General features: G+C 69.5%; 21 protein-coding genes, 1 tRNA gene and 4 pseudogenes. 14 read left to right on the forward strand and 12 right to left on the reverse strand.

Going from position 1 to position 21,992, the window contains the following annotated elements; all coding sequences use genetic code 11:
- Positions 1-75 precede the first annotated feature (75 nt).
- Together ACWCQK_RS18915 and ACWCQK_RS18920 are read left to right on the forward strand one after the other, a co-directional pair.
- Entirely contained in the window at positions 76-774 is a 699-nt protein-coding gene (locus ACWCQK_RS18915; protein WP_451156294.1) for a hypothetical protein, read from the forward strand.
- A 118-nt stretch (positions 775-892) separates the two neighbouring features.
- Positions 893-2,569, forward strand: coding sequence for a lysyl oxidase family protein (locus tag ACWCQK_RS18920; RefSeq protein ID WP_451156295.1), 1,677 nt, complete (start codon positions 893-895; stop codon positions 2,567-2,569).
- Positions 2,570-2,772: 203 nt separating this feature from the next.
- On the opposite strand, the gene ACWCQK_RS18925 is transcribed toward ACWCQK_RS18920, so the two are convergent.
- The 3 genes from ACWCQK_RS18925 to ACWCQK_RS18935 form a co-directional block, all read right to left on the reverse strand.
- Positions 2,773-3,717, reverse strand: a complete 945-nt coding sequence (locus ACWCQK_RS18925; RefSeq protein WP_451156296.1) for an N-acetylmuramoyl-L-alanine amidase — start codon at positions 3,715-3,717, stop codon at positions 2,773-2,775.
- Positions 3,718-3,938: 221 nt separating this feature from the next.
- Positions 3,939-4,637 (reverse strand): DUF4232 domain-containing protein, encoded by a 699-nt coding sequence (locus tag ACWCQK_RS18930; RefSeq protein WP_451156297.1) that lies wholly within the window; start codon positions 4,635-4,637, stop codon positions 3,939-3,941.
- A 292-nt stretch (positions 4,638-4,929) separates the two neighbouring features.
- Positions 4,930-5,208, reverse strand: a complete 279-nt coding sequence (locus tag ACWCQK_RS18935; protein ID WP_451156298.1) for a hypothetical protein — start codon at positions 5,206-5,208, stop codon at positions 4,930-4,932.
- A gap of 286 nt (positions 5,209-5,494) precedes the next feature.
- Between ACWCQK_RS18935 and ACWCQK_RS18940 the strand changes: the two genes are divergently transcribed.
- The 4 genes from ACWCQK_RS18940 (at position 5,495) to ACWCQK_RS18955 (ending at position 7,793) form a co-directional block, all read left to right on the forward strand.
- A complete protein-coding gene (locus tag ACWCQK_RS18940; protein ID WP_451156299.1) occupies positions 5,495-5,995 on the forward strand; it encodes a CAP domain-containing protein in 501 nt (166 codons plus the stop codon).
- Positions 5,996-6,213: 218 nt separating this feature from the next.
- Positions 6,214-6,546, forward strand: coding sequence for a hypothetical protein (locus tag ACWCQK_RS18945; protein WP_451156300.1), 333 nt, complete (start codon positions 6,214-6,216; stop codon positions 6,544-6,546).
- Positions 6,547-6,588: 42 nt separating this feature from the next.
- Positions 6,589-7,014: a DUF7144 family membrane protein gene (locus ACWCQK_RS18950; RefSeq protein WP_451156301.1), complete on the forward strand. Its 426-nt coding sequence runs from the start codon at positions 6,589-6,591 to the stop codon at positions 7,012-7,014.
- Positions 7,015-7,292: 278 nt separating this feature from the next.
- Entirely contained in the window at positions 7,293-7,793 is a 501-nt protein-coding gene (locus tag ACWCQK_RS18955) for a DUF4234 domain-containing protein (RefSeq protein ID WP_451156302.1), read from the forward strand.
- Between the two features lie 170 nt (positions 7,794-7,963).
- On the opposite strand, the gene ACWCQK_RS18960 is transcribed toward ACWCQK_RS18955, so the two are convergent.
- Positions 7,964-8,188 (reverse strand): cold-shock protein, encoded by a 225-nt coding sequence (locus ACWCQK_RS18960; protein WP_451156303.1) that lies wholly within the window; start codon positions 8,186-8,188, stop codon positions 7,964-7,966.
- A gap of 390 nt (positions 8,189-8,578) precedes the next feature.
- Between ACWCQK_RS18960 and ACWCQK_RS18965 the strand changes: the two genes are divergently transcribed.
- A complete protein-coding gene (locus ACWCQK_RS18965; RefSeq protein ID WP_451156304.1) occupies positions 8,579-8,944 on the forward strand; it encodes a hypothetical protein in 366 nt (121 codons plus the stop codon).
- A gap of 147 nt (positions 8,945-9,091) precedes the next feature.
- Here the strand turns inward: ACWCQK_RS18965 and ACWCQK_RS18970 are convergent, their stop codons facing one another.
- Together ACWCQK_RS18970 and ACWCQK_RS18975 are read right to left on the reverse strand one after the other, a co-directional pair.
- Positions 9,092-9,550, reverse strand: coding sequence for an ALF repeat-containing protein (locus ACWCQK_RS18970; RefSeq protein WP_451156305.1), 459 nt, complete (start codon positions 9,548-9,550; stop codon positions 9,092-9,094).
- 738 nt (positions 9,551-10,288) lie between these two features.
- Positions 10,289-10,627 (reverse strand): hypothetical protein, encoded by a 339-nt coding sequence (locus ACWCQK_RS18975; protein ID WP_451156306.1) that lies wholly within the window; start codon positions 10,625-10,627, stop codon positions 10,289-10,291.
- A gap of 141 nt (positions 10,628-10,768) precedes the next feature.
- Here ACWCQK_RS18975 and ACWCQK_RS18980 point away from each other — a divergent pair, with 141 nt between their 5' ends.
- Positions 10,769-11,491 carry a GNAT family N-acetyltransferase gene (locus ACWCQK_RS18980; protein ID WP_451156307.1) on the forward strand — a complete coding sequence of 241 codons (723 nt, stop codon included), beginning with the start codon at positions 10,769-10,771 and terminating at the stop codon, positions 11,489-11,491.
- 335 nt (positions 11,492-11,826) lie between these two features.
- On the opposite strand, the pseudogene ACWCQK_RS18985 reads toward ACWCQK_RS18980, so the two are convergent.
- Positions 11,827-12,171 (reverse strand): annotated as a pseudogene (locus tag ACWCQK_RS18985) (Uma2 family endonuclease); the annotation flags it as partial.
- A gap of 415 nt (positions 12,172-12,586) precedes the next feature.
- Here ACWCQK_RS18985 and ACWCQK_RS18990 point away from each other — a divergent pair.
- The 3 genes and pseudogenes from ACWCQK_RS18990 to ACWCQK_RS19000 form a co-directional block, all read left to right on the forward strand.
- Positions 12,587-12,727, forward strand: a pseudogene (locus ACWCQK_RS18990) (IS630 family transposase); the annotation flags it as partial.
- 11 nt (positions 12,728-12,738) lie between these two features.
- Positions 12,739-13,821 (forward strand): annotated as a pseudogene (locus ACWCQK_RS18995) (tyrosine-type recombinase/integrase); the annotation flags it as partial.
- Positions 13,822-13,834: 13 nt separating this feature from the next.
- Entirely contained in the window at positions 13,835-14,203 is a 369-nt protein-coding gene (locus tag ACWCQK_RS19000; protein ID WP_451156308.1) for a hypothetical protein, read from the forward strand.
- A 157-nt stretch (positions 14,204-14,360) separates the two neighbouring features.
- Here the strand turns inward: ACWCQK_RS19000 and ACWCQK_RS19005 are convergent.
- The 3 genes and pseudogenes from ACWCQK_RS19005 to ACWCQK_RS19015 all read right to left on the reverse strand — a co-directional run bounded on the left by ACWCQK_RS19005 (position 14,361) and on the right by ACWCQK_RS19015 (position 16,615).
- Positions 14,361-14,433: transfer RNA gene (locus tag ACWCQK_RS19005), tRNA-Arg, on the reverse strand.
- A gap of 89 nt (positions 14,434-14,522) precedes the next feature.
- Positions 14,523-15,186: pseudogene (locus tag ACWCQK_RS19010) on the reverse strand (helix-turn-helix domain-containing protein); the annotation flags it as partial.
- A gap of 142 nt (positions 15,187-15,328) precedes the next feature.
- The gene (locus ACWCQK_RS19015; RefSeq protein WP_451156309.1) at positions 15,329-16,615 is read right to left on the reverse strand and encodes a M6 family metalloprotease domain-containing protein; all 1,287 of its coding nucleotides are present in this window, start codon (positions 16,613-16,615) and stop codon (positions 15,329-15,331) included.
- 315 nt (positions 16,616-16,930) lie between these two features.
- Between ACWCQK_RS19015 and ACWCQK_RS19020 the strand changes: the two genes are divergently transcribed.
- Both ACWCQK_RS19020 and ACWCQK_RS19025 read left to right on the forward strand, forming a co-directional pair.
- The gene (locus ACWCQK_RS19020; protein WP_451156310.1) at positions 16,931-17,581 is read left to right on the forward strand and encodes a TetR/AcrR family transcriptional regulator; all 651 of its coding nucleotides are present in this window, start codon (positions 16,931-16,933) and stop codon (positions 17,579-17,581) included.
- A gap of 379 nt (positions 17,582-17,960) precedes the next feature.
- Complete coding sequence (locus ACWCQK_RS19025) at positions 17,961-19,502, forward strand: MFS transporter (RefSeq protein WP_451156311.1); 1,542 nt, start codon at positions 17,961-17,963, stop codon at positions 19,500-19,502.
- Positions 19,503-19,776: 274 nt separating this feature from the next.
- Here ACWCQK_RS19025 and ACWCQK_RS19030 read toward each other — a convergent pair whose 3' ends face one another.
- Complete coding sequence (locus ACWCQK_RS19030) at positions 19,777-20,289, reverse strand: MarR family winged helix-turn-helix transcriptional regulator (protein WP_451156312.1); 513 nt, start codon at positions 20,287-20,289, stop codon at positions 19,777-19,779.
- A gap of 169 nt (positions 20,290-20,458) precedes the next feature.
- On the opposite strand from ACWCQK_RS19030, the gene ACWCQK_RS19035 reads away from it, so the two are divergent.
- On the forward strand, positions 20,459-21,250 hold the full coding sequence (locus ACWCQK_RS19035) for a dioxygenase family protein (RefSeq protein WP_451156313.1): 792 nt from the start codon (positions 20,459-20,461) through the stop codon (positions 21,248-21,250).
- A gap of 42 nt (positions 21,251-21,292) precedes the next feature.
- Here ACWCQK_RS19035 and ACWCQK_RS19040 read toward each other — a convergent pair whose 3' ends face one another.
- A complete protein-coding gene (locus ACWCQK_RS19040; RefSeq protein WP_451156314.1) occupies positions 21,293-21,889 on the reverse strand; it encodes an N-acetyltransferase family protein in 597 nt (198 codons plus the stop codon).
- Positions 21,890-21,992: the final 103 nt, after the last annotated feature.

Raw genomic sequence — 21,992 nt, forward strand, 5'->3', positions numbered from 1 at the left:
ACGCCAAAACCCCGGCAGCTCCCCGAGAATGGTCCGCGGACGTTTCGTCGTGGAGTGGGGGACACGATTCAGTCGGTGCTGGTGAACATAGTGATCGGGCTGGTCACCAGCCTGCTCGGCGGCGGTTTCGTGTGGCTGGGGGAGCGGGCCAAGCGGGCCCGGGAGGTGAACAGGCGGGCCGCGTTCTTCGGTGTACGGCCCGGCGAGACGTGTCTCGTCGTCCTGGGCGGCAAGCACGACTCTCCCGGAAGCGCCCACTATCAGGACGTCCGCGCCGTGGTGGAACTCTCGCTTCTCGCGGGCGAGTTGGGGTGCGACGCACTATTGGAGTCCGGGGAGTTCCGGGGCGGCAACGGTGATCGGACGGAGTTCTGCGTCGGTGGCCCGCTCGGCTCCAACGTCCGTACGGCAGGCCATCTCGCCGCGCACCTTCCGGGAGTGACCGTCCACCCTTACGACAGCGCGCGTCCGGACTCGGTGGCCATCGAGGCCGGCGGGGAGAGCTTCCTGTACGACCGCCGCAACCAGGAGTACGCGCTCGTCGCGAAGTTCACGCCGAGGGAGTCCGGCAGGCCGGTGTTCCTGGTGTGCGGGCAGTCCGCCGTGGGCAACCTGGCCGCCGTCCACTTCCTCCGGCGTGAGTTCGGGCAGGTGGCCAGGGAGCTGGCGTCGGTCGAGCGCTTCTGTCTCGTGATCAAGGTCTCCGGCATCGGCACGTACGAATTCCACCGCGCGGAGCTGGAGCGGGATGTCTCCGAGGTCGCCTTCGGCTGACCGGGAGGCCCGATGTACTGGTCCATCGGGGCGAATGTCACCTCAGCAGGCAACCCGGACACTCCCTTTGCCGCTCTCACAGGATGCTCACAGTTCCGGCATCACAGACGAGGATCCGATGACCAGTCAGGAACAACGCCACCGTCTGAAGCGCTCGACACTCGCGTTAGGCGCCGCACTCACCGTCGTGGTCACCGCGGCCGGGGCCGCCCCCGGAGCCGCCTCGGCCCCGGTCCCGGGGAAGCCGCAGCTCAGACTGATCGCCGCGGCGAACTCCGTGACGCTCGACCGCTGGGAGGGCCAGCCCGGGGTCTACCTGGACCTCGGCACGTACGTCACGGTCGACAACGCGCCCCTGGAACTCAAGGTGACGCGCAAGTCGTACAAGGACCCCGTGGTCGCGCAGCAGATCCTGCGCGACGGCACCCGTACGCAGACCAAGACCCTCCCCGCCGGCCTGGTGAAGGACTTCTCCGGCCTGCCGGGCTTCCTGGAGGTGTCGGTCCGGAACGCGGCGGGTCAGGAGGTCTCCAGGAACACCGGGACCTTCTGTCCGAACAACGCCTCGGGCCGGTTGCGTCCGGACGCCCCGGCGACCTCGCACTACCCGGAGAGCTGCTCCACCAACCCGTTCACGCTCGGCTCGGTCTGGGGCGTGGAGAAGGGGTGGGCGTCCAACTCCAGCACGGTCGACTACGACAAGCCGGTGGACCTGCCCGCGGGCGAGTACACGGCCAAGGTCTCGGTCGCCAAGAAGTACCGCGACCTGTTCGGCATCCCCGACGACCAGCCGACGATCAAGGTGACGGTCCGGCAGAACAGCGACGGCGGCGGTCAGGGGCTGACGGCAGGCCGTGACGCGCACGCGGGGCACGCGGCGCACTCCGGGCACGCGGCTCCCGCCGCCGGCACGGCCCATCAGCACGGTCCCCGTGGCGCCGACGAGCCCACCCCTCCCGCCCTCTCCCACGCCCTCGAGGACCGCGGCCTGGCCCACCACCTCGGTGACGGCCCCGGTCACACCGACGGTTCGCGTATCGCGCCCGCGCTGACGGCCAATGCCAAGCGGCCCTTTGGCCCGGCGGGCGTCCCGGCCAACGTGCCCAAGCCCGACCTGCGTTCGCTCCCGGCCTGGGACATCGCCATCACGGACGGCGAGGACGGGGACGTACCGGGCAAGGACTACCTCGCCTTCAGCGCGAACGTCTGGAACGCGGGCCCGGCCCCCCTCGTCGTGGACGGCTTCCGCAGCCCCGGCAAGGACCTGATGGACGCGTACCAGTACTTCTACGACGCGAACGGCAAGCAGGTCGGCTACACCCCCACCGGCACCATGGAGTGGGACCCCCGCATCGGCCACGAGCACTGGCACTTCACGGACTTCGCGAGCTACCGCCTGCTGAGCGCGGACAAGACCGAGGAGGTGCGCAGCGGCAAGGAGGCGTTCTGCCTGGCCAACACCGACGCCATCGACTACACGGTCAAGAACGCCAACTGGCACCCGTACAACACCGACCTGTCGACCGCCTGCGGCCAGCAGAACTCGATCTCCGTACGTGAGGTCCTGGACGTCGGTTCCGGCGACACGTACACCCAGTACCGTCCCGGGCAGTCCTTCGACATCACCGGCCTGCCCAACGGCACGTACTACATCGAGGTCATCGCCAACCCGGAGAAGCGCCTCCAGGAGACGAACCTCGACAACAACGTCGCTCTGCGCAAGGTCGTCCTGGGCGGCACGCCGGACGCCCGCACGGTGACCGTACCGCCGCACGACCTGATCGACGCCAAGTAGGAACCCGGGAAAGCCACGGCCGGCCCCCGGCACGCCCGGGGGTCAGCCGACCGGCGCTTCTTCCCCCACCCCGCTCCCCACGACCGACGGTCAGGGACCAGCGGACGTCGCGAGCATGCCAGTGCGGGGGTGCGGGGGTGCGGGGGTGCGGAAGGTCGGCTTCCGTGGGTTTTCTGAGCAAGATGTGAGGTATGCGGTCCGGCTCAGGCGACGACGGTGAACAGGTGGCTCTGCTCGCCGAGTTTGCCGAGGGAGACCTTGCCGGGGATGCCGTTGGCGTCGGTGCCGGTGTAGCCGAGGTGGCGCTGCCACTTGGCGTAGGCCGCGACGGTCGTGGACCCGAAGGAGCCGTCGCCCGCGAAGGCCTGGGCGAGGTACCCCAGCTTGACCAGCGCCGCTTCGGTGAGGTTCGTACCGGCCATGTAGGTGACATGCCCCTGCTTGGCCCCGGGGTCGGTCTTCGCTGCCGTGACCAGGCGGGACAGGTCGACGCGCGGCTTGGACGCCGTGCCCGTGCCGGGCTTGGTCGGGGTGGGCTTGACCGGCCCGGGCTTCGTGGACACCGCCGCGAGCCGCTTGCGCACGTCGGCCCGGAAGTCGTCCATGTCGAAACTCGGGTCGATCTTCCCGGGCTGGACCTCCTTGTGCCCGGCGACGGACTTCTCGGACCAGCCGTGCGCCCGGCACAGGGCAGCGGCCCAGAGCACGGCCTGCTGGTACTGCGCGTCCGGGTAGGGGTCCTTGCCGTTGCCGAGGTTCTCGATCTCCAGCCCGTACAGGCAGTCGTTGCCGTCGGCGTTGGCCTGGTCGTCGTGCGGAAGCCGGGTCTCCGCCCGCAGCGCGTCGAGCACGTCGAGGTCGACGGATCCGGCGTGGTTGGCGCGGCCGTGGCCGATCATCCACAGTCCGTCGGTCTTGCCGAGCCAGCTGTGGCAGAGCGGCCCGGGGAGATCCGGTCTGCCCCGGTAGCAGAGTTCCTTGTCGCCGTGCCCGGCGGTGTGGTGGATCAGTACGCCGATCACGGGCCCGAAGGCCTTGCCCGTCGCCGAGTCACGGTTGTGGCCCGTCCAGCCGGCGTGCTGGTGCACGGTGAGGCCTTCGGTCTTCAGCGCGGCGAGTGTCTTCGCGGCGGACAGCGGTGCGGCCATGACAGCGGTCCTTTCGTCGGCCCAGCGCGGTAAGCAGACGTGTGGCAAGGGGAGGTGGGGTGTCCACGTCGTCCCGGAAAAAGGGACGGTGTCCGTGTCGCTCAGCATCCCGGAAGCCGCATACCGCGCGGGCAGAAACCGCTTCATTGACGGCGCTCGCGGCCACCGTCAGTACCACCGGCGCCGCCGGAACCACCGGCCGCGCCCACTCGCCGACCCGGTCAGGAAGGCTCGGCGGACGTCACCGCGGTGGCCGTCACCTTGTTCTCGCACTCGGCGAACTGGCCGTCGTCGAGGGCGACCTGGTGCGCACCCGAGCCCGGCAGGCCGATCACGAGCGTGGGGTACACCACGGGGTCCGAGCCGGACGCGCAGTAGCCGTCGGCCTCGCCCTGGACCTGCACGAAGGTCAGCTTCACCCAGGCGCTGCCGCCCGGGGCCACATGCACGGAGGAAGCCGATCCGGTCCGCGCCACGGCCAGCGGGGAGTTCTTCTGCGGAGAACCGTTGGCCGCTCCGGCCACCGTCGGATGACCCGTGAGGTCGCACGACCGGTCGGAGGTGTTGGTGAACTGGATGACCGCCGCTCCGGTTCCCGTGCCCTTGGGGCGTTCGGCGGCCTGGCGCGCGGCCACCTTCAGGTCGGCTGCCGCGCAGGCCGTCGCCGCGCTGCCGGCCGGTCCTGATCCGGCGGAGAGGCTCGCCGCCGGTGCCCCCGACGCGCCGTCCGCGGCCGACGAGGCCGAAGCGGCCGAGTCCGGCGAACCGGAACGCGACGCGGAGGCGCTCGGGGTACGGGTCGGCGAGGACGCGACCGCGTCCGCTTCGCCGTCGCCGGACTGGCACCCGGCCAGCATGAGTGCCGCCGAGGCCGCGACCAGTGCCATCGTGGTGCCGCGTGTGCCATTGCTGAACTGCATGTTGTCCCCCGAAGTCGTCAACGCACCGGGCGCCGACCGAAGTCGGCGCCGCCGATGCAGACAGAGACAGAGTGGGTGGGTGTGGGGTTCTCCAGGTCGAACACCTGTGACACGGCGGTGACGGGACCGGCTGGGTCCGGTCTGTCGCGTACGACGTCCCGTGCGCCCGACCTGGCCCCCTCACCCTGCCCCGACGCCGCCCGGACGGTCGGCAGACACGCCGGATTCTCGCTCCGAGGGGTGCTTCGCCTCCGGACCCGTGCGACCGGCCGCCGGACGTGGCCGGAGCGTGCTAGCCGTTGGACACGGCCGGGGCCTGTCGGCAGGCCTCGAACGCGGTCGTGGTGGCCACGCCGACGTCGGACAGCCGGTCGACGCAGCCGCTGCGGTCTCCCACCAGCCCGACGTAACAGGCCATGCGTACGGCGTCGGTGACCTCGCCGCCGTTTTCCTGGACGTGGGACTGACAGGACTCGATGTCGGCGTGGGCCGCCGGAGCGCCCAGGGCGACACCGCCCAGGGCGAGGGCCAGACCGGCGAGAACGCTGGGGATACGAGCTGACGGACGCATAGGAACGCACCTGCTCTCTCATGCTTCGCGGTTCGTATGACGCGCGGTGCGCGCGGGGGGCGACAGCGCGCCACAGGTCGATCATTTCGACGCTAGAACACATCCCCCAACCACGCATTTCTGCAGGTGAGCGCCCTCGGGGTGCACGAATGGCCCAATGCGTCCACGATGGAGGACGAGAGTGATCGAAGACAGGTGCACGGCGTGGGGCGGGGGAGAAAGGGCCGTGGGGGAGGGCGCTCTGTCGAAAGCATCCCTGCCGGACGACGAAGAGGATGTCATGCTCATGAGAACACGTCGCATTCGCCAGATCACCGTAGCCGCCTGCGCGACTCCCTTGCTGGCGTTCGGCGGTGCAGCAACCGCCGGCGCCGCCACCGTGACCGTTCCCTCGGTCCCCTCTGTCGTACAACAGTCCTCCGCGGGCGAAATCCTGTCCCTGGTCAACGCGGAGCGCGAGAAGGCCGGTTGTTCGGCCCTGAAGTCGAACCCCGAACTCAACAAGATCGCTCAGGAGCACGCCGAGGACATGGCGAAGAACAACCTGACCGGTCACACCGGCTCCGACGGCTCCGGCGTGCAGCAACGCATCGACAAGGTCGGCTACAAGTGGAGCGCCTGGGGCGAGAACGTCTCCGGTCCGGGCTACGACTCCTCCAAGGCCCACGTCGACGGCTGGCTGAACAGCCCCGCACACAAGTCGGACATGCTGAAGTGCTCCTTCACCGACACCGGTGTCGGAGTGTCCGGCGACCGCGCGGTCCAGGTCTTCGCTACTCCCGGCTAGACGGGGAACCCACCTCCCCTGAAGGGGCACTCCCGCCGAGGGAGTGCCCCTTCGCCCCTTCGCCGCCGCCCCGTTCATCCGCCAGGGGGCTGCGGCGAAGTGGCGGCGGACAAGGGCGAGATGCCGTGAGACAAAGGGGGCGATAAAATCGATAAGGAGTAAATACGGGAGATCGTAAGGAATATGGGGGAACCCGATATCTCAAGGCAGGTGGAACGATGCATCGGACTCGTCGCCTCGCAGCACTCGCGCTCCTGGTGACCCCCGCGTCGGCGGTGGGCCCCGCGATGGCCGCACACGCCACGACCGCCACCGTGCCCGACGCCACGACCCGCGCCGCGTGTCATGTGGAGGCGGAGTCGGACGGCAGGTACCACCTGTGGGGCGAGGGGCTTCCCGGCGGTAAGCAGGTGGCCTACTCGGGGACCACCTCGGGCACCGTCTACACCGACAAGTCGGGCAGGTTCGACCTGGGCGGCCTCAGCGGAGGCAAGTTCACCGTGAAGACGTCCGACGGCAAGAAACTGACGTGCGCGATGGTCCGCCACTGAGAACCCCGGTTCACGGTGGCCCCGCCATCCGAGGAGGCCGACATGACGACCAGTGGCGCCCACCCGCATCCGTGGCATGGACCCGCATCCGGTACCACCGTCTTCGCGTCCGCGATGATGATTTTCGGCGGCGCGATGGCGATCTTCGAGGGAATCGCCGCCATCGCCCGGGACAGCGTGTTCGTCAGGACGCGTCACTACGCGTTCGAGTTCAGCCTGGCGGGCTGGGGCTGGATCCACCTCATCCTGGGCATCGTCCTGGTCCTGGCCGGTGCCGCGGTCCTCAACGGCGCTTTCTGGGCACGCTACTTCGGCGTGATGGTGGCCGGCCTGGGCGCGCTCGCCAACTTCCTGTGGCTGCCGTACTACCCCCTGTGGGCCCTGACGCTGGTGGTCATCAACGTCCTCGTCGTCTGGGCCCTGTGCACGGGAATGCACAGAGAGGCCGACATGGACCACGCCCACTGACACCGTCATCCACCGAGGCCGGCACCGACGAGGGAAGTCGGGGCCGGCCTCGGTGCATGGGGTCGCGGGGCCACAGTACGGGGATGGCCGGGCCGTGAACCTCGGTGAGCCGGGGTGGGGCGTTCACGCTTCGGGCCGTGCTGTCGAGATGCCTTCCGGCCAGGCTTGATCACAATCCCGTGACGAACCTTCATTGAACCTCTCACCATCTACACGCCCTCTTCCCCACCTGCCATGCTGCTCCGGCTGAGATCAGTCCCCGCAAATGGAGCACATCAATGGACGACATCAAGTCCACCGTCGAGCCCGGTCAGACCGTCCCGGCCCCGGCCGCAGGCGTTGAGCCCACCGACGCCGGCGCCCCCGCCGCCGTCCGTCTGACCGGTCTGGCCATGAAGCGCCGCGGGTCCATCGCGGTGTGGCTCGGCCTGCCGCTCATCACCCTGGGGATCTACTCCTTCGTCTGGTACTACAAGATCCACAGGGAGCTGGGGGAGTTCGACCGCCGTCGGCCGCTCAGCCCCGCGGGCAGCACGCTGGTCCTGATCTTCCTGGGCTGGACCCTGATCGCCCCGCTGATCTCGTACCGCAACACCGGACGGGCCATAGCGAACGCCCAGCGCGCGGCCGGTCTGCCGGTGACGTGCAGCCCCGTCGCGAGCGTGCTGTTCGCGTTCGTCTTCGGCCTCCACACCTGGTACATGCAGCGCGAGCTCAACCGGGTCGTCGACGCCTACGCGGGTATCGCGCCGGGCACCGAGGTGTCCCTCGCCGCCTGAACGCGGTAGCTGGAACCGGTCGGCCCTTTCTCTTACCGGAGAGACAGAACAACAGGCCCACGGCTCCGACCGACTCGGACGCCGTGGGCCTCTGTCGTAGCCGCCCTTCCCGTCGGCCAGCCTTGACCGCCGGAAGCCGACACCGGGGTTTAGGGGCCAGGGGTCAGGGATCAGGCAGGCCGAGGCGCGATGCTCACCGCGCGGTAGTCGTAGCCGTCCTGCTTGAAGCCAGGGGCTTCCCACGTGAGGTCCACCAGTTGTCCGGGCTCCAGGGTGCGGAACCCGGCCATCTGGATGTCGGAGTAGTGGCCGAAGCAGCCGCCGGGAGTCTCGGGGGAGTCGAGCACACCCCACCCCTCCTCATCGCGCCACTCACGGACCGTCGCAGTCACCATGCACCGCAGCTTACGGGCGGACTCAACCGACTTGGCCAGGAGCCCAGTTCGAGGCCGTACGAGGGAGTCGCGGCTTGCTGTCCGCCGTCCGGAGCCTCGGTCCGCACCCCTCGCACCCCTCGCACCCTTCATGCCCTTCGCGCCCCGGGGAGGCGCTCGATCGGGGCCCTGCGAGGCCGGCCGACGAGTCGTCATGTGGGGGTCGCCGGCGGCCTGCTCAAGGTGGGTCGGGGTAGGGCCGCGGTCTGCTGCATTGGTGTCACCGAGGTCACCGGGTCGGGGGTATGCGCCGTCGACCGGCGAGCCGGACATGCCGGATAAGTGTAACTATCGCACCACGGTGACAAGGCGACTCCCGGCCGTCACCGCATCCGGCAGGAGGACCCATCGATGAACTTCACCCTCAAGCGTCTGCTCGGCGCCACCGCCGCGGTGGTCACGGGCGCCACGGCCCTGCTCGGCACCGGTGCCGGCACCGCCCAGGCCGCCGGCCGAGCCCACTGCGACCGCGTCGTACGGCCCGTGTGGATCAACGACCCCAGCCGCAACATGACCGGCCATAGCTGCGACCTGCCGGACAACAAGCGCCCCTGGTACATCGTCCGGATCGACACCCTCGTACAGCCCTATTACAAGACGTCGTATCTGGACGGAGGCATCAGCCGGACCGAGACCCTGCACGACAGGACCGTCAGGTGCATGGGCTACACGTCCGAGCACGGCACGGTGAACTGGTTCGGCTGCCTGCCCCACTGACCCATCCGCCGAGGTTCCCGAGCCGACGCGCTCCTGACCCTCGCTCCGGTCGGCTTTCCAGAAGCCGTCGTACGCGCCGGCCGGCGGTCACCTGGTTGTGGTCACCGCCGGCGGGGCGGCCCGGAAGCGCCGGCCTCGGCGCTGGCTCTACCCGGCCACCTCGTACCGCCCGACTTCCAGGAAGTACCGCAGTTCCTCCGGGGTACCGTCGACGACCTTCTCGGCGGCCGCGCGGAGGCCGTCGCTGATGGTCGGGTCGGCCAGGATGCGGAACACCGCGACACGGTCGTCCTCGGCCCGCGCGAGCCGGAAACCGGTCGCGAGGAAAGCGCGCAACGCTTCCGGGGTATCGGCGTCGAGGGCCTTGGTGGCCTCCCGGATCACCGCCCTGCCGGAGTTCTCGTCCCCCAGGATGCGGAAGACCGCGACACGGAGGTCGTCGTCCGACATCTCGTCCACGGGAGTCTCGTCGACGGGAGTCTCGGACGTGGCCGTCACGGTCGTCGACGTGGCCGGTGAGGCGGTGGCGAACGCCGGGGCGGTGAACAGCAGGGCCGGCGTCAGAGCGGTGGCCACGACAAGCAGGGCGGCGCGCGTCGGTCTCATGGGTGGGTGCCTCCGTGATCGAGTTGCCGGTACGGAGAGGGTGGCCGCTGTGGGCCGCCGAGGTCACTGCCGGGCATCGGCAGTCTTCGCCGACGGCCGTTGCCGCCGGAGTGGCCGTCGACCATGACCGGTTGCAGGAGCCGCTGCACGGTCGCCCCGCCCACGGTGCCGCGATGGCCCGCCGGTGCCGTTTGCCGACCGGCCCGGCCGACCGTGTCCTTCAGGAGGGGGCCGAGCGTCGCCCGCTCGGTCGCGTGCGCTCACCCCGGTGTTCCGACGCTCACGGCCGAAACTGTTGCCGCCTACCCCTATGGGCGGGATCCCGACAGGAGGCGCTATCTCTTCCGGCGCACTCGCTCGGTTCCCGCGACGGCCAGGAGGACCAGCATCGAGAAGCAGCACATGGTGATCACTGTGTTCCAGGATTCGCCGGCCCACCACCGGCCCGCCGCGGTCGCGAGCCCAAGTATCAACGCGATCCCGCCGAAGGCGATCAGCCCCCGTGTTCCTCGTGACATGCCATCTGTCTACACGCCCTCGCACTCCTCGGGCGAGCGAACAACGAAACCGCTTCCGCGACATCACCCGCATCGGCCCCGAGCGGGTCGGCACCGCGTACGACAACCGGGTGGCGGTCGAGGAGCGCCCTCGTCCGGCCGGCCGGACAGCCGTGGCGACTCCCGCCGTTCGAGTGCCGTACGGCCTCCCGGCCGTGTGCGGGCCTCGGGTGTGTCTGCCTCAATGCCCGCCGGCGCCGGGCGAATTCCCGGAGGCGTCTGGTGCGAGTTGCCCGGCCTGGCCTCTGGCGACGCACACCATTACGTGCCCGGTCCGCAGAAAATCAAGGAGGAAGCCGAAGCTCAACCACCAAAGGAGGGTCGAGAGCAACTGGGCGGAGAGCGCCCAGGATATAAAGATCGCGGTAAGAAGGCCGGACATGGAGAGATTGAGCGCCAGCAGCGGCCAGCCGGAGTCCGTTTTGGCTCTGTTGAGTTTCTGCCAGGCCGTTCGTGGCATGTCAGTGGGATGCGGGCTGAGCCGTCGCCTGAGCCCGCCTAGGAAAGATCGCTGCGCCATGGGGATCATGGAACAGCCGAGGACAACGTCCGGGCAAGCCCATGGCGTCTTCCTTGGGTCAGCTGCCCGCGTCGGGCGCAAGTAGACTCCGGCCGACGTCGAACCTGGCCGAATTGGCTGCGAGTTCTCCGAGGGGGACACATGGTCTGGTCACGACTGCGCCGCGGGCGGCCGAGGCCCAGGCTTCCGCTGCCCGGAGTATGCGGGCATCGGCGACATACCCTGCGCACTGAGCGTCTCCTGCTCTACACCCCGGAGACCACGCAGGACGTCACGGCGGCTTTGGCCGCCGCCTCGGACCCTGAGGCCCAGCGTTGGCTCGGGTGGGACGAAGGCATCATGAGCGCGCACGTCCGCGAGGCCGTGCTCCAACTGCGTCCCGGTGACCCCGACTCCCGTCTTCCGTCCCCGGTGGCCCGGCGCCTGGTGGCCGGCGCTTTCGAACCACGTTCGGACCAGGGGGAGTTGCTGATCGCTGTGAGCGTGGACGACGGCAGATACGCCGGGGCCGCGAGTCTGGACGCCGGCACCGGGCAGATCGGCGGATGGCTGGCGCCCCACGCTCGTGGTCGGGGGCTCGGATCGGAGCTGTTCGGAGCCGCCGTACTCCTTGGCCATGCCCACCTGGGGCTTCAGACGGTGCGGGCAGGACACGAGTCGGCGAACACCGCGAGTGCGCGGACGCTGGCGAACGTCGGCTTTGTCGCGGACGACGGGCCGCCACGCCACACCCTGCCGAACGGCCGTGAAACCGAGGCCCGCTGGCTGCGGCACACGGCCACGGCTCCACCCTCCCGCTGCCGCGGCGCCAGGCCGACAACGCCGAGCGAGCATCCGCAGGCTTCGCCTGTCGAGGGACGTTAGGAACGGACGGACATCGACGCCCTCCTGTCACAAGCCACCCTGCGACCGCCACAGAAGACGCAACGGTCCGCAAGCGCGCTCACGAGGGGACGACAAAGCTTCAAGACGCCGACCGGGGCCGCGTCGGCGGGCTGCCGTAGACCATCCGGCACTCGGAGTGAGTCCGCCGCGGGCAACCGTCGCATGACTCCCCGCCCATGCGCGGGCGGCTCGCCCAGGGCGGGGATGTGGGCGTAGCGGCACGCCTGTGGCACGATCCCTGGCTCACGCCGCCCTGTGCCGGGCCGTCCGTTCACACATGGCTCACGCGCTGTCGGCTGCCGGGTAGCGCCTGGTCAGACCTGCCCGAGGTTGATCTCCACCGGGAACGGGGCCAGTACCTTGAGGACGTCGGTGAACACGTCTCCGTCCCGGTAGGCCTTCGTCGCGGGGTCGAGAACGTACGTGTACACGAGAGGAACGCCTGTCGCGGCCTGCTCGATCCGCCAGTAGAAGCCGATGCCTGCCTTGGCGTACTGATCGACCTTCACGATCCGGTCGGTGGTCTCCGAACCGGGCGACACCACCTCCGCGACCAACAGCACGTGCTCAGGGCGGGTGGGGGTGATGTCGATCGTGTCCGCGCGGTACACGACGACGTCCGGGCGGCGACTGGTGAGCGGGACGTCCTGAAGCCGGACTCACTCACGCCCCTCCCTCTCGGCCGGCATCCGACCGCCGAGCCCACGACAAGTGAGGAACCGGCGGAAGGGCGACGGCTCGCGAGCCCAGCCAGGGGCGTTGTCGTACTGGAGCTGGCGCACTCGCGCATTGTTCGCCAGCCACTGACTGAGGGGGGAGACTTCCCCGGCGTTGCCCAAGGTCATGCGCTTTGCGCTGCCTACGCGGCGCAGCTCCAGCCCCAGCAGGCGGCCAAGGGTGAGGCGAAGCCGCGTTGCCGCGGTAGTGATGCCGCACGCGATTCCGCAGATTCTGCCTACGGGCTGCGAGAAGGCCCTCGCCCTCGCACTCAGGCTGGTGAACGCCTTACCCAACCGCTCTGCTGGAGTTCGTCGTCGTCCAGGAAGACCAGCATCGGCTGGCCGCGATCCATCAGCCAACCTCGCCGTCGTGGCCCTCGACCGACTCGAAACCCTGGTCCGCAACCGCCTCAAACGCCTTCAATACCGGCCCCACACCCTCGACGGCTTCATAGCCGGCACCGGCCTCACCCTCGACACCCCAGCCTCACCTTGAAGCGCCGAAGTCAGTATCGAGACCCCGAGACCGGGCAACTCCGCCCGGCCGAGAAGACGTACCCGACGAAGACCGAAGCCCAGATCGCCCTCGCCCAGATCGAAGCCGACATCACGCGGGGCCGGTGGTCGGATCCGGACGCCGGGACGGTCAACTTCGCCGACTACGCCACCGCATGGCTGCGGGATCGGAAGATCGCCGACCGCACCCGCGAGCGGTCCGAGTCCGTCATGCGGCTACACATCCTGCCCAGCTTCGGCGCCGGAACCATCGCCGATGTCTCGACTGCCCGCGTGCGGGGCTGGCGCGGCAAGCTCCTCGCCGCCGATGTCGGTGAGCCGACGGTGGTCAAGGCGTATCAACTGCTGCGGGCGCTGATGAACACGGCTGTGGACGACGAGCTGATCCGGCGCAACCCATGCCGCATCAAGGGCGCCGACCGCTACGACGTGCCCGAACGGCCCGTTCTCACGGTCGCCGAGGTCTTCGCCGTTGCCGACTCCATCGCGTCGCGCTACCGGCTGCTCGTCCTCCTGGCCGCGTTCACCACTCTGCGGTTTGGTGAACTCGCCGCCCTCCGCCGTCGGGACGTTGACTTGGAAGCGTTGACCGTCAGCGTCCACCGGTCTCAGGCCGAGTTGCAGGATGGTCGGCTCTTCGACAAGGCACCGAAGTCCGCCGCTGGGGTACGTGCCATCTCGTTCCCTGCCGAGCTGCGCGGTGACGTGACACACCACCTGGAACAGTTCGCCGCACCTGGCCGCGACGGACACGTCTTCGTCGGCCCGCGGGGCGGTCGGCTTCGGCGGAGCAACTTCCGCGACGACTGGGTGATGGCAAGGAAGGCGGCAGGTATCACAGCAGAGCTGCACTTCCACGATCTCCGCCACACCGGCAACACCCTGGCCTCGACCGCTGGCGCCAGCACCCGTGAGTTGATGACCCGCATGGGCCACAGCAGATCTCGCGCCGCGCTGATCTATCAGCACATGACCAGCGACCGTGACCGGGCGATCGCCGATCGGCTCGGAGCCATGATCCGTGGTGGGGGAGCAGCCGTCGGCTCGGCGAGGGCGAGACCCGAACAGCGGTAGCAGCGCTTGAACTGTGAAGGGCATCGAGTTCGCGGCGCGCATGGGCAGTACCACTGCTGGCGAGGTTGTTGCTCGGCTCGTGAGGAGCGCAAGCGTGCCTCCCTCTGCGAGCAAGGGGGACGCGGAGAAGGAGCGGAAGGTCGGCGTGTACGTCGACTATGAAGGCCATCGGACTCGCGGCAGCTATGACCGGGACACGAAGCGGATCGACATCACATCGGGGCCGCTTGCCGGGCAAAGCTTCAAGACGCCGACTGGGGCCGCGCGAGCGGTGGTGGCCTACTACAAGCTGGACGTGAACCCGAACCGTAATGGCTGGTCATTTTGGCTGCTCGATGATGGGTCCGGCGGCCTGCTGCAGAGCATCCGGCACTCGGAGTGAGTCGCGGCGGGCAACCTGTTGTCCGACTGCCTGCCCGTGCGTGGGCGGGGTGCCCAGAGCAGGGATGTGGGCGTAGTGGCACGCCTGTGGCACGACCCCTGAAACGCTGAAGGGCCAGCCTGGGAGGTAAACCCTCCTGAGCTGGCCCTTCGGCCTGTGCCCCCGGCAGGATTCGAACCTGCGACACCCGCTTTAGGAGAGCGGTGCTCTATCCCCTGAGCTACGAAGGCGTGCGTGGCCGGGTAAGGCCACAGGCGTCAGCGTACCGGATCTGGTCCCTGGGGTGTGGGGGTCAGGTCGGGGGGACGTGGGTGAAGCGGCCCGGTTCGATCAGCTGGTCGTCCAGGGACCAGCCGGCCGCGCGGGCCCGGGCGGCGCGCCGCTCGAAGTCGTCGGGGGAGGAGGGGACGGGACGGTGTGGTGGTACGGCCGCGAAGGCGCGGTTCTCCGGGTCCGACTCCCGGCGTTCGCGCCAGTGCCACCAGTCCGCCGCGCTCCACTCCGTCGCGAACAGCGCGCCCGGCGCGGCGCGTTCGGCCGGGAGCAGGTCGCCGATGCGGAAGCTCAGGGACATCGCGCGGCGGCGGGTGGCCTGGTGGATGAAGCGGATGCCGTCGCGGTCGGCCACCGCCAGCGAGACGGACTCGTCCAGGACGTCGGCCAGGGCGTCGGCGCGGGCGTCGAGGAGGGCGGGCAGACGCGACGCGGCCAGGTAGGCGTTGCCGAGTTCCATCACGCGGGGGCGAGGACCGCGTTCCGGTCGTCGAGGCGCACGTACCCCATGCGCGCGAGCGTGGCCGTGATCCGGTCGATCGTGGCGCGCGCGAGGCCCGTGCGCGTTCCAGGTCGCTCGGGCTCAGCGTTCCGTCCGCCGCTTCCGTCAGCCGCCTCAGCACCGCGATCCCGCGCAGCAGGGGGGCCACGGCCTCACCGGGCACGGTGGGCGAAGGGGCCTCGGGCCTGAGGTTCGCGGGCAGGGGCATGGGTTCTCCGGTACGGCGGTCGCGGCAGGCCCACGGTGGCCCCGGGCCGTTCACGGTGCGGGAGCACGGGAGAGAGCGAGAGAGAGCGGGAGAGCGGGAACGGGAGTGAGCGAGCGCAGCTCGGTACGGTTCCGCCGCACGTCTACTGCCGGGTCACCCGTACCCGGTAGTTCCCCGACAGGTCCGCGCTCGCCACGTCGACCCTGATGCCCTGCTTGGGGTCCTTGAAGACCTCGCCGGGGATGAAGGGGGCGTCGGAGAGTTCCGCGTGGACGTTCGGGCTGCGGGTGCAGCCGCCGGTGTCCTGCCGGGAGTCGTAGACCCTGACCGGTCCCATGCCGGTGTCGACCCCCGCGTCGACCTTGTAGATCAGCACCCCCGGCCGGCAGACCGTCTCGTCGTTGCCCTCGCGGGTGCGCAGTTCGAGGGCGTAGCCGCTACGTCCGCTGAGCGGGACGAAGACGAGCTTCGAGCCGCCGGTGCGGGCCAGCGGGGTCAGCACGTACTCGCTCGTGCCCTTGCGCTCGGCGCAGCTGACCTGCGAGGCGTCGAGCCAGCCCAGCTTCCACTTGTGCCAGCCGAGCAGGTCGTTGTTGGCCCCCCAGTCCTCGCTCATGATGTCCCAGTGGCCGACCGCGCCCCCGCCCTCCTGGGTGTAGAGGTCGGGCAGGCCGAAGACATGGCCGTTCTCGTGGGGCAGGACGCGATAGCCGGTGCGGTCGTAGGAGCCGGAGCCGTCGTCCTGGCGGGAGTAGACGAAGGAGGTGTTGGCCACCGGGACGCCGTCCGCGATGGGCGCCTCCTTGTTGCCGGCGAAGGTCACGGACAGCACGGTGTCCAGGGCGGAGGGGCCGGCGTTCGGGGTGACCAGCACGTTCAGGAGGTCGTACGAGCGGAAGTCGACCTTGGGGTCGGCGGCGGCGACGATGTCCTGGACCAGGTCGCGATAGCCGGGGTCGAAGGGCGCGCCGCGCTCTATGCCGTACGCCTTGAACGGTTTGGGCATGCGCAGCCAGTGGGTGATGGGCGTCTCGGGGTGGTAGTCGAGGCGGCCGTAGGAACTGGCGTGGAACCATTCCTGGGTCTGCGGGAAGAACTCGTGGAAGCGGTCCAGTGCGCTGCCGCGGCCCGGCGCGTCGGAGAAGTCGACCATCAGGGTCAGGGCGTGGACGGTGCCGGTGGAGCGGGAGTAGCCGGCGGTGGTGGGCACGCCCTCCGACATCTGGATGGCCTTGTCGCCGCTGATCATGCAGGGGCTGAGGGCGGCGGAGACGCGGGCCGGGGCGATCGGGCCCGCTCCCGCCGTTGCGGACGGGATGAGGTGCCCGGTGCCGGCCGAGGTGCTGACCGCGAAGGTCAGGACGGACACGGACGCGAGGGCGGCCACACGGCGCGGGCGTATCCGACGGCAGGTCGGCTGCGGCTCCATGCACGGGCCTTTCGCTCCAGGCAGCCGCCGGATCCAGGCTGCACCCCTGCGATCACCCTGTGTCGGAGGTCGGTCGGGCGCGCGCTGGAGGGGCCGTTCGTGGGTTTCCCGCCAGTAGGTGGGGCATAGAGGTGTGACTCCGGTCACATCGGGCGGGAGGAAGGGGTGAGGGGTCGGGTATATGTGACTCAGGTCACATGAGAAGTTCCCGGGGGTGGGAAATAACCGGGGATCGTTTCCCCGTTTAGCCTGGTGTCCGAGCGAAACGGGGAGAGGATCCCCGGATCGCAATCCCCCCTACTCGTGGAGTACGCCGTGCAGACCGCGACCGCGCCCCCCGTGCAGCGCAAGCCGACCCGGCCCCGCGCCGACGCCCTGCGTAACCGGGAGCGGATCGTCACGGCCGCCCGGGAGATGTTCGTCGAGTTCGGCCCGGATGTGCCGCTCGACGAGATCGCCCGCCGGGCGGGAGTCGGCAACGCCACGCTGTACCGCAACTTCCCGGACCGTGACGCCCTCGCCCGCGAGGTCGTCTGCTCGGTCATGGAGCGCACGGTGCGGGCCGGTGAGGTGGCGCTCGCCGAGACCGGCGACGCGTTCGCGGCGCTGGAGCACTTCGTGCACGCGGCCGCCGACGAACGGATCAGCGCGCTGTGCCCGATGTTCTCCAGCACCTTCGACGAGCACCATCCCGACCTGGAGGCCGTACGCGGGCGCGCCGAGGGGGTCATCGGGGAGGTCATGGACCGCGCCAAGGCGGCCGGACAGCTTCGCCCCGACGTGGGTGTCGGTGACCTGATGGTCGCCGTGGCCCAGCTCAGCCGGCCCCCGGCCGGTACGGGGTGCCTCAGCATCGACCGCTTCGTACACCGCCATCTGCAACTGTTCCTGGACGGCCTGAGGGCTCCGGCCCGATCCGTCCTGCCCGGTTCCCCCGTGACCATGGAGGACCTGCGTCAGGTCTGAGCGATTCCGATGTCCCACCACCGATGTCCCATCACCTCCATCACACCGATTCCGCTCGAGCCGAGATGACTCGAGTCGGCACGACGTGAGTCGCGGCGACGTGAGTCGACGCGACGTGCGTGTCGACATGACGTGAGTAGAGACGACTTGAGTCGACACGGCTCGAGCCGAGATGGCTTGAGCCGAGGGTGAGCCGAGTCGAGTCAAGGACGATTCGATTCGGGCGCGGGCGGCGATGAGTTCCGCGCGCCCCACCCGTCTCCAGAGTGTTCATCCGAAGACCGTCTGAACAGCAGTGCGGGCGGCCCGTCCCTTTTTGCTGCTTTTTTAGCGGCTTATATTGCCTTTTCCGTCACAAAGTCCCGAAGTGGGTACATCCATGTCTGAAACAGCCCGGCGCGTCCCTGACGCGACCGACGCACACGCCAACCGCTGGAAAGCGCTGGTCTTCATCGCGCTCGCCCAGCTGATGGTCGTCCTCGACGCGACCATCGTGAACATCGCGCTGCCCTCCGCCCAGCAGGACCTGGGCATATCCGACGGCAACCGCCAGTGGGTCATCACCGCCTACGCGCTCGCCTTCGGCGGTCTGCTGCTCTTCGGCGGCCGTATCGCCGACATCTGGGGCCGTAAGCGCACCTTCGTGACCGGCCTGATCGGCTTCGCCGCCGCGTCCGCCGTCGGCGGTGCCGCCCAGGGCGAGGCCATGCTGCTCGGCGCCCGCGCCCTGCAGGGTGCCTTCGGCGCGCTGCTCGCCCCGGCCGCCCTCTCGCTCCTCGCCGTGACGTTCACGGACGCCAAGGAGCGTGCCAAGGCGTTCGGCATCTACGGCGCGATCGCCGGTGGCGGCGGCGCCGTCGGCCTGATCCTCGGCGGCTTCCTCACCGAGTACCTGGACTGGCGCTGGACGTTCTTCGTGAACATCCCGTTCGCGGTGGTCGCCGCCGCCGGCGCGTACTTCGTCATCCGTGAGCCGGCCGGCGGCCGCAACCGCTCGCCGCTCGACATCCCGGGTGTCGTCCTGTCCACCCTGGGCCTGGTCTCCCTCGTCTACGGCTTCACCCGCGCCGAGTCGAACGGCTGGAGCGACGCGACGACGATCGGCCTGTTCGTCGCCTCGGTGGTGCTGCTCGCGTCCTTCGTGTTCGTCGAGTCCAAGGTCAAGGCTCCGCTGCTGCCCCTGCGCGTGATCACCGACCGCAACCGCGGTGGCGTGTACCTCTCGCTCGGCCTCGCGATCATCGCGATGTTCGGCCTGTTCCTCTTCCTGACCTACTACCTCCAGGTCGTGAAGGGCTTCTCGCCGGTCAAGACCGGCTTCGCCTTCCTGCCGATGATCGTCGGCATGATCACGGGCTCCACGCAGATCGGCGCCCGTCTGATGACCCGCGTCGCGCCGCGGCTGCTCATGGGCCCCGGCTTCCTGACCGCCGCGGTCGGCATGCTGCTGCTGACCCAGATGGAGGTCGGCTCCTCGTACGCGGGCCTGCTGCTGCCGGCGCAGCTGCTGCTCGGCCTCGGCATGGGTTCGGCGTTCATGCCGGCCATGTCCCTCGCCACCCAGGGTGTCGAGCCGCGTGACGCGGGTGTCGCCTCGGCGATGGTCAACACCTCCCAGCAGGTCGGCGGCGCGATCGGTACGGCGCTGCTGAACACGATCGCCGCCTCGGCCACCGCGTCCTACGTCAAGGACCACATCGGTTCCGCCGCCGGCAAGCCGCAGCAGCAGCTGGTCCAGCTGGAGTCGCTGGTCCACGGCTACACCAGTGCCATATGGTTCGCCGTCGCCATCCTGGTCGTGGCCTCGGCCATCGCCTTCACGCTGGTCAACGCCGGCCGCCCGGACATGGGCGCGGTGCGCGGCTCGGGCTCCGGCAAGGGCGCCGAGGACGAGGTGCCGGTGCCGGTGATCGCCCACTGAGGCGGTCCGGTCCACGGAGACGGTCCGTCGGCTCGGTCCGCCGGGCCGGTCCGTCGAGACGGTCCACCGGGACGGGTGGTCACCCGCTGACACGGGTGATCGTCCACTGACGGCGGTGGGCGCCGGCCGAAGGCGCCCGTCCCGTCGCACCACCCCTTCGGGCTCCGCGTCCGTACGAGGAAGGGGACGCCTCGTACGGACGATGTCCCGGAGGCCGCCTTCGGGCGGCCTCCGGGAGGCCTTTCGGCCTCGCCCGGCCGCGTGAGCCGTGGGTTCAGCGCAGCCAGGGCAGGTCCGCACCCGCTTCGTTCGGCTGAAGTCCCTCGGCGATGATCTGCATGATCTCGCCGAGGGACTTCTGCTGTTCCGGGGTCAGCCGGTCGAAGAGCGCCTGCCGTACGGCCGCCACATGGCCCGGCGCGTTGCGCCGCAGCACCTCGAAGCCGTTGTCCGTGAGCACCGCGAACTGGCCCCGCTTGTCGGAGGCGCAGTCCTCGCGGCGGACCCAGCCGTTCTTCTCCAGGCGGGCGATCGCGTGGGACAGGCGGGAGCGGGTGATCTTCGCCTTCATGGCCAGCTCGGTCATCCGCAGCCGGTGCCGCGGGGCCTCGGCGAGCGCGACGATCAGGCCGTAGTAGATGTGCGGCATGCCCGCGTCCCGCTGGAGCTGGCGGTCGAGATGGTCCTCCAGCAGCGTGGTGGCGTGGAGGTAGGAGCGCCAGACGCGCTGCTCCTCGGAGGTGAGCCAGTGCGGTTCTTCAGCGGGCGACGAGGATGCCGGGTTCATGGGGCCACTGTACGAGCACTCTTCTTGAAGGTTAAACAAACGGGGCGTAGGGTGTGCGTCATTAGCTTTAGAGTTCAAGCATTTGGTCGCCCATCGCCGCACCGTTTGCTACCGCCCGCACTGCGAACCGCCCAGTCCGCCGCCCGGCCCACCCGAGGGAGCCGCCGCCATGTCAGCCGCCGCCCAGGAGCGCATGCCCACCCTCTATCTCAGCCACGGTGCCCCGCCGCTCGCGGACGACCCGGTCTGGCCCGGGCAGCTCGCCGCCTGGTCCGCGGACCTGCCGCGCCCCCGGGCGATCCTGATGGTCTCCGCCCACTGGGAGGAGGCCCCGCTCGCCCTCGGTGCCACCAGGACCGTGCCGCTCGTCTACGACTTCTGGGGCTTCCCGGAGCACTACTACCAGGTGACGTACGAGGCGCCCGGCGCACCCGAACTCGCCGAGTCCGTACGCAAACTGCTGCGCGCCCCCGGCACCCCCGTGCAGGACATCCCGGACCGGGGTCTGGACCACGGCGCCTACGTCCCCCTCGTCGAGATGTTCCCGGACGCCGACGTCCCGGTCCTCCAGGTCTCCCTGCCGACCCTCGACCCGGTGCGGCTCATGGAGATCGGGCGCAGGCTGGCCCCGCTGCGCGACGAGGGCGTACTGATCGTCGGCTCCGGCTTCTTCACCCACAACCTCGCCGCGCTGCGGCACACCGGCGGGGGAGTGCCCACCTGGTCGTCCGAGTTCGACGACTGGGGCCGCGACGCCCTGGAGGCCCGCGACTGGGACGCCCTGCTGGACTTCCTGCACAAGGCCCCGGCGGGCCGGTACGCACATCCGCGCACCGAGCACTTCGCCCCGCTGTTCGTGACCATGGGCGCGGCGGAGGTGGCCGGTGAGCTGGACACCCAGCGGTCGGTGATCGACGGGTTCTGGCTGGGGATGGCGAAGCGGTCGGTGCAGTTCGGCTGACCCGGCCGGAACCGACCCGACCCCGGCCCGAGCTGCCGGCTCCTACAGGTCCTTCTCGTACCAGGCCACATCCCAGTACCGGCCGAACTTGCGGCCCACCTCCCGGTAGGTGCCGAGGTGCCGGAACCCGAAGCGTTCGTGCAGCCGCGCGGACGCTTCGTTGGGCTGGGTGATGCCGGCGTAGGCGCGATGCAGGTCCTCGCCGGCCAGGACCTCGAAGAGGGCCTCATAGAGGAGAGTGCCGACACCGCGGCCGACGGCGTGCGGGGCGACGTAGACCGTGACCTCGACGGACGTCGAGTAGGCGGCCTTGGGGCGCAGGGGGCTGGATGTGGCGTACCCCAGGATCTTCCGCGCGCTCGCTGAACCCTGTGCACCCTGTGAGCTCTGCGAGAAACCCTGTGAGCCCTGTGAACCCTGTGAGATCGCACCGAGGTCCGGCTCCGTGGCAACCATCAGCCGGTGCGGTCCGTCTTCAGGGTGGGAGAGCAGCCAAGGACGGCGCTCCTCCGGAGTGAAGACGGCGGTGTCGAAGGTGATGGGCGTCTCGCGTACGTAGTGGTTGTAGAGCTCGGTGAGAGCGGCGAGATCAGCTGCGACTCCCGGCCTGACCTGGGGTTCTGTACGTTCGGACAGCATCCGTCTCCCTCCGTGGCGGCACAGGGTACTGCATGATCAGAAAAATAGGGGGACGCGGTGGGAATTCTGTCCTGATTCCAGTCGTTGTTTCCTTCAGATGCCG

The sequence above is a fragment of the Streptomyces sp. NPDC002306 genome, from assembly GCF_053593435.1.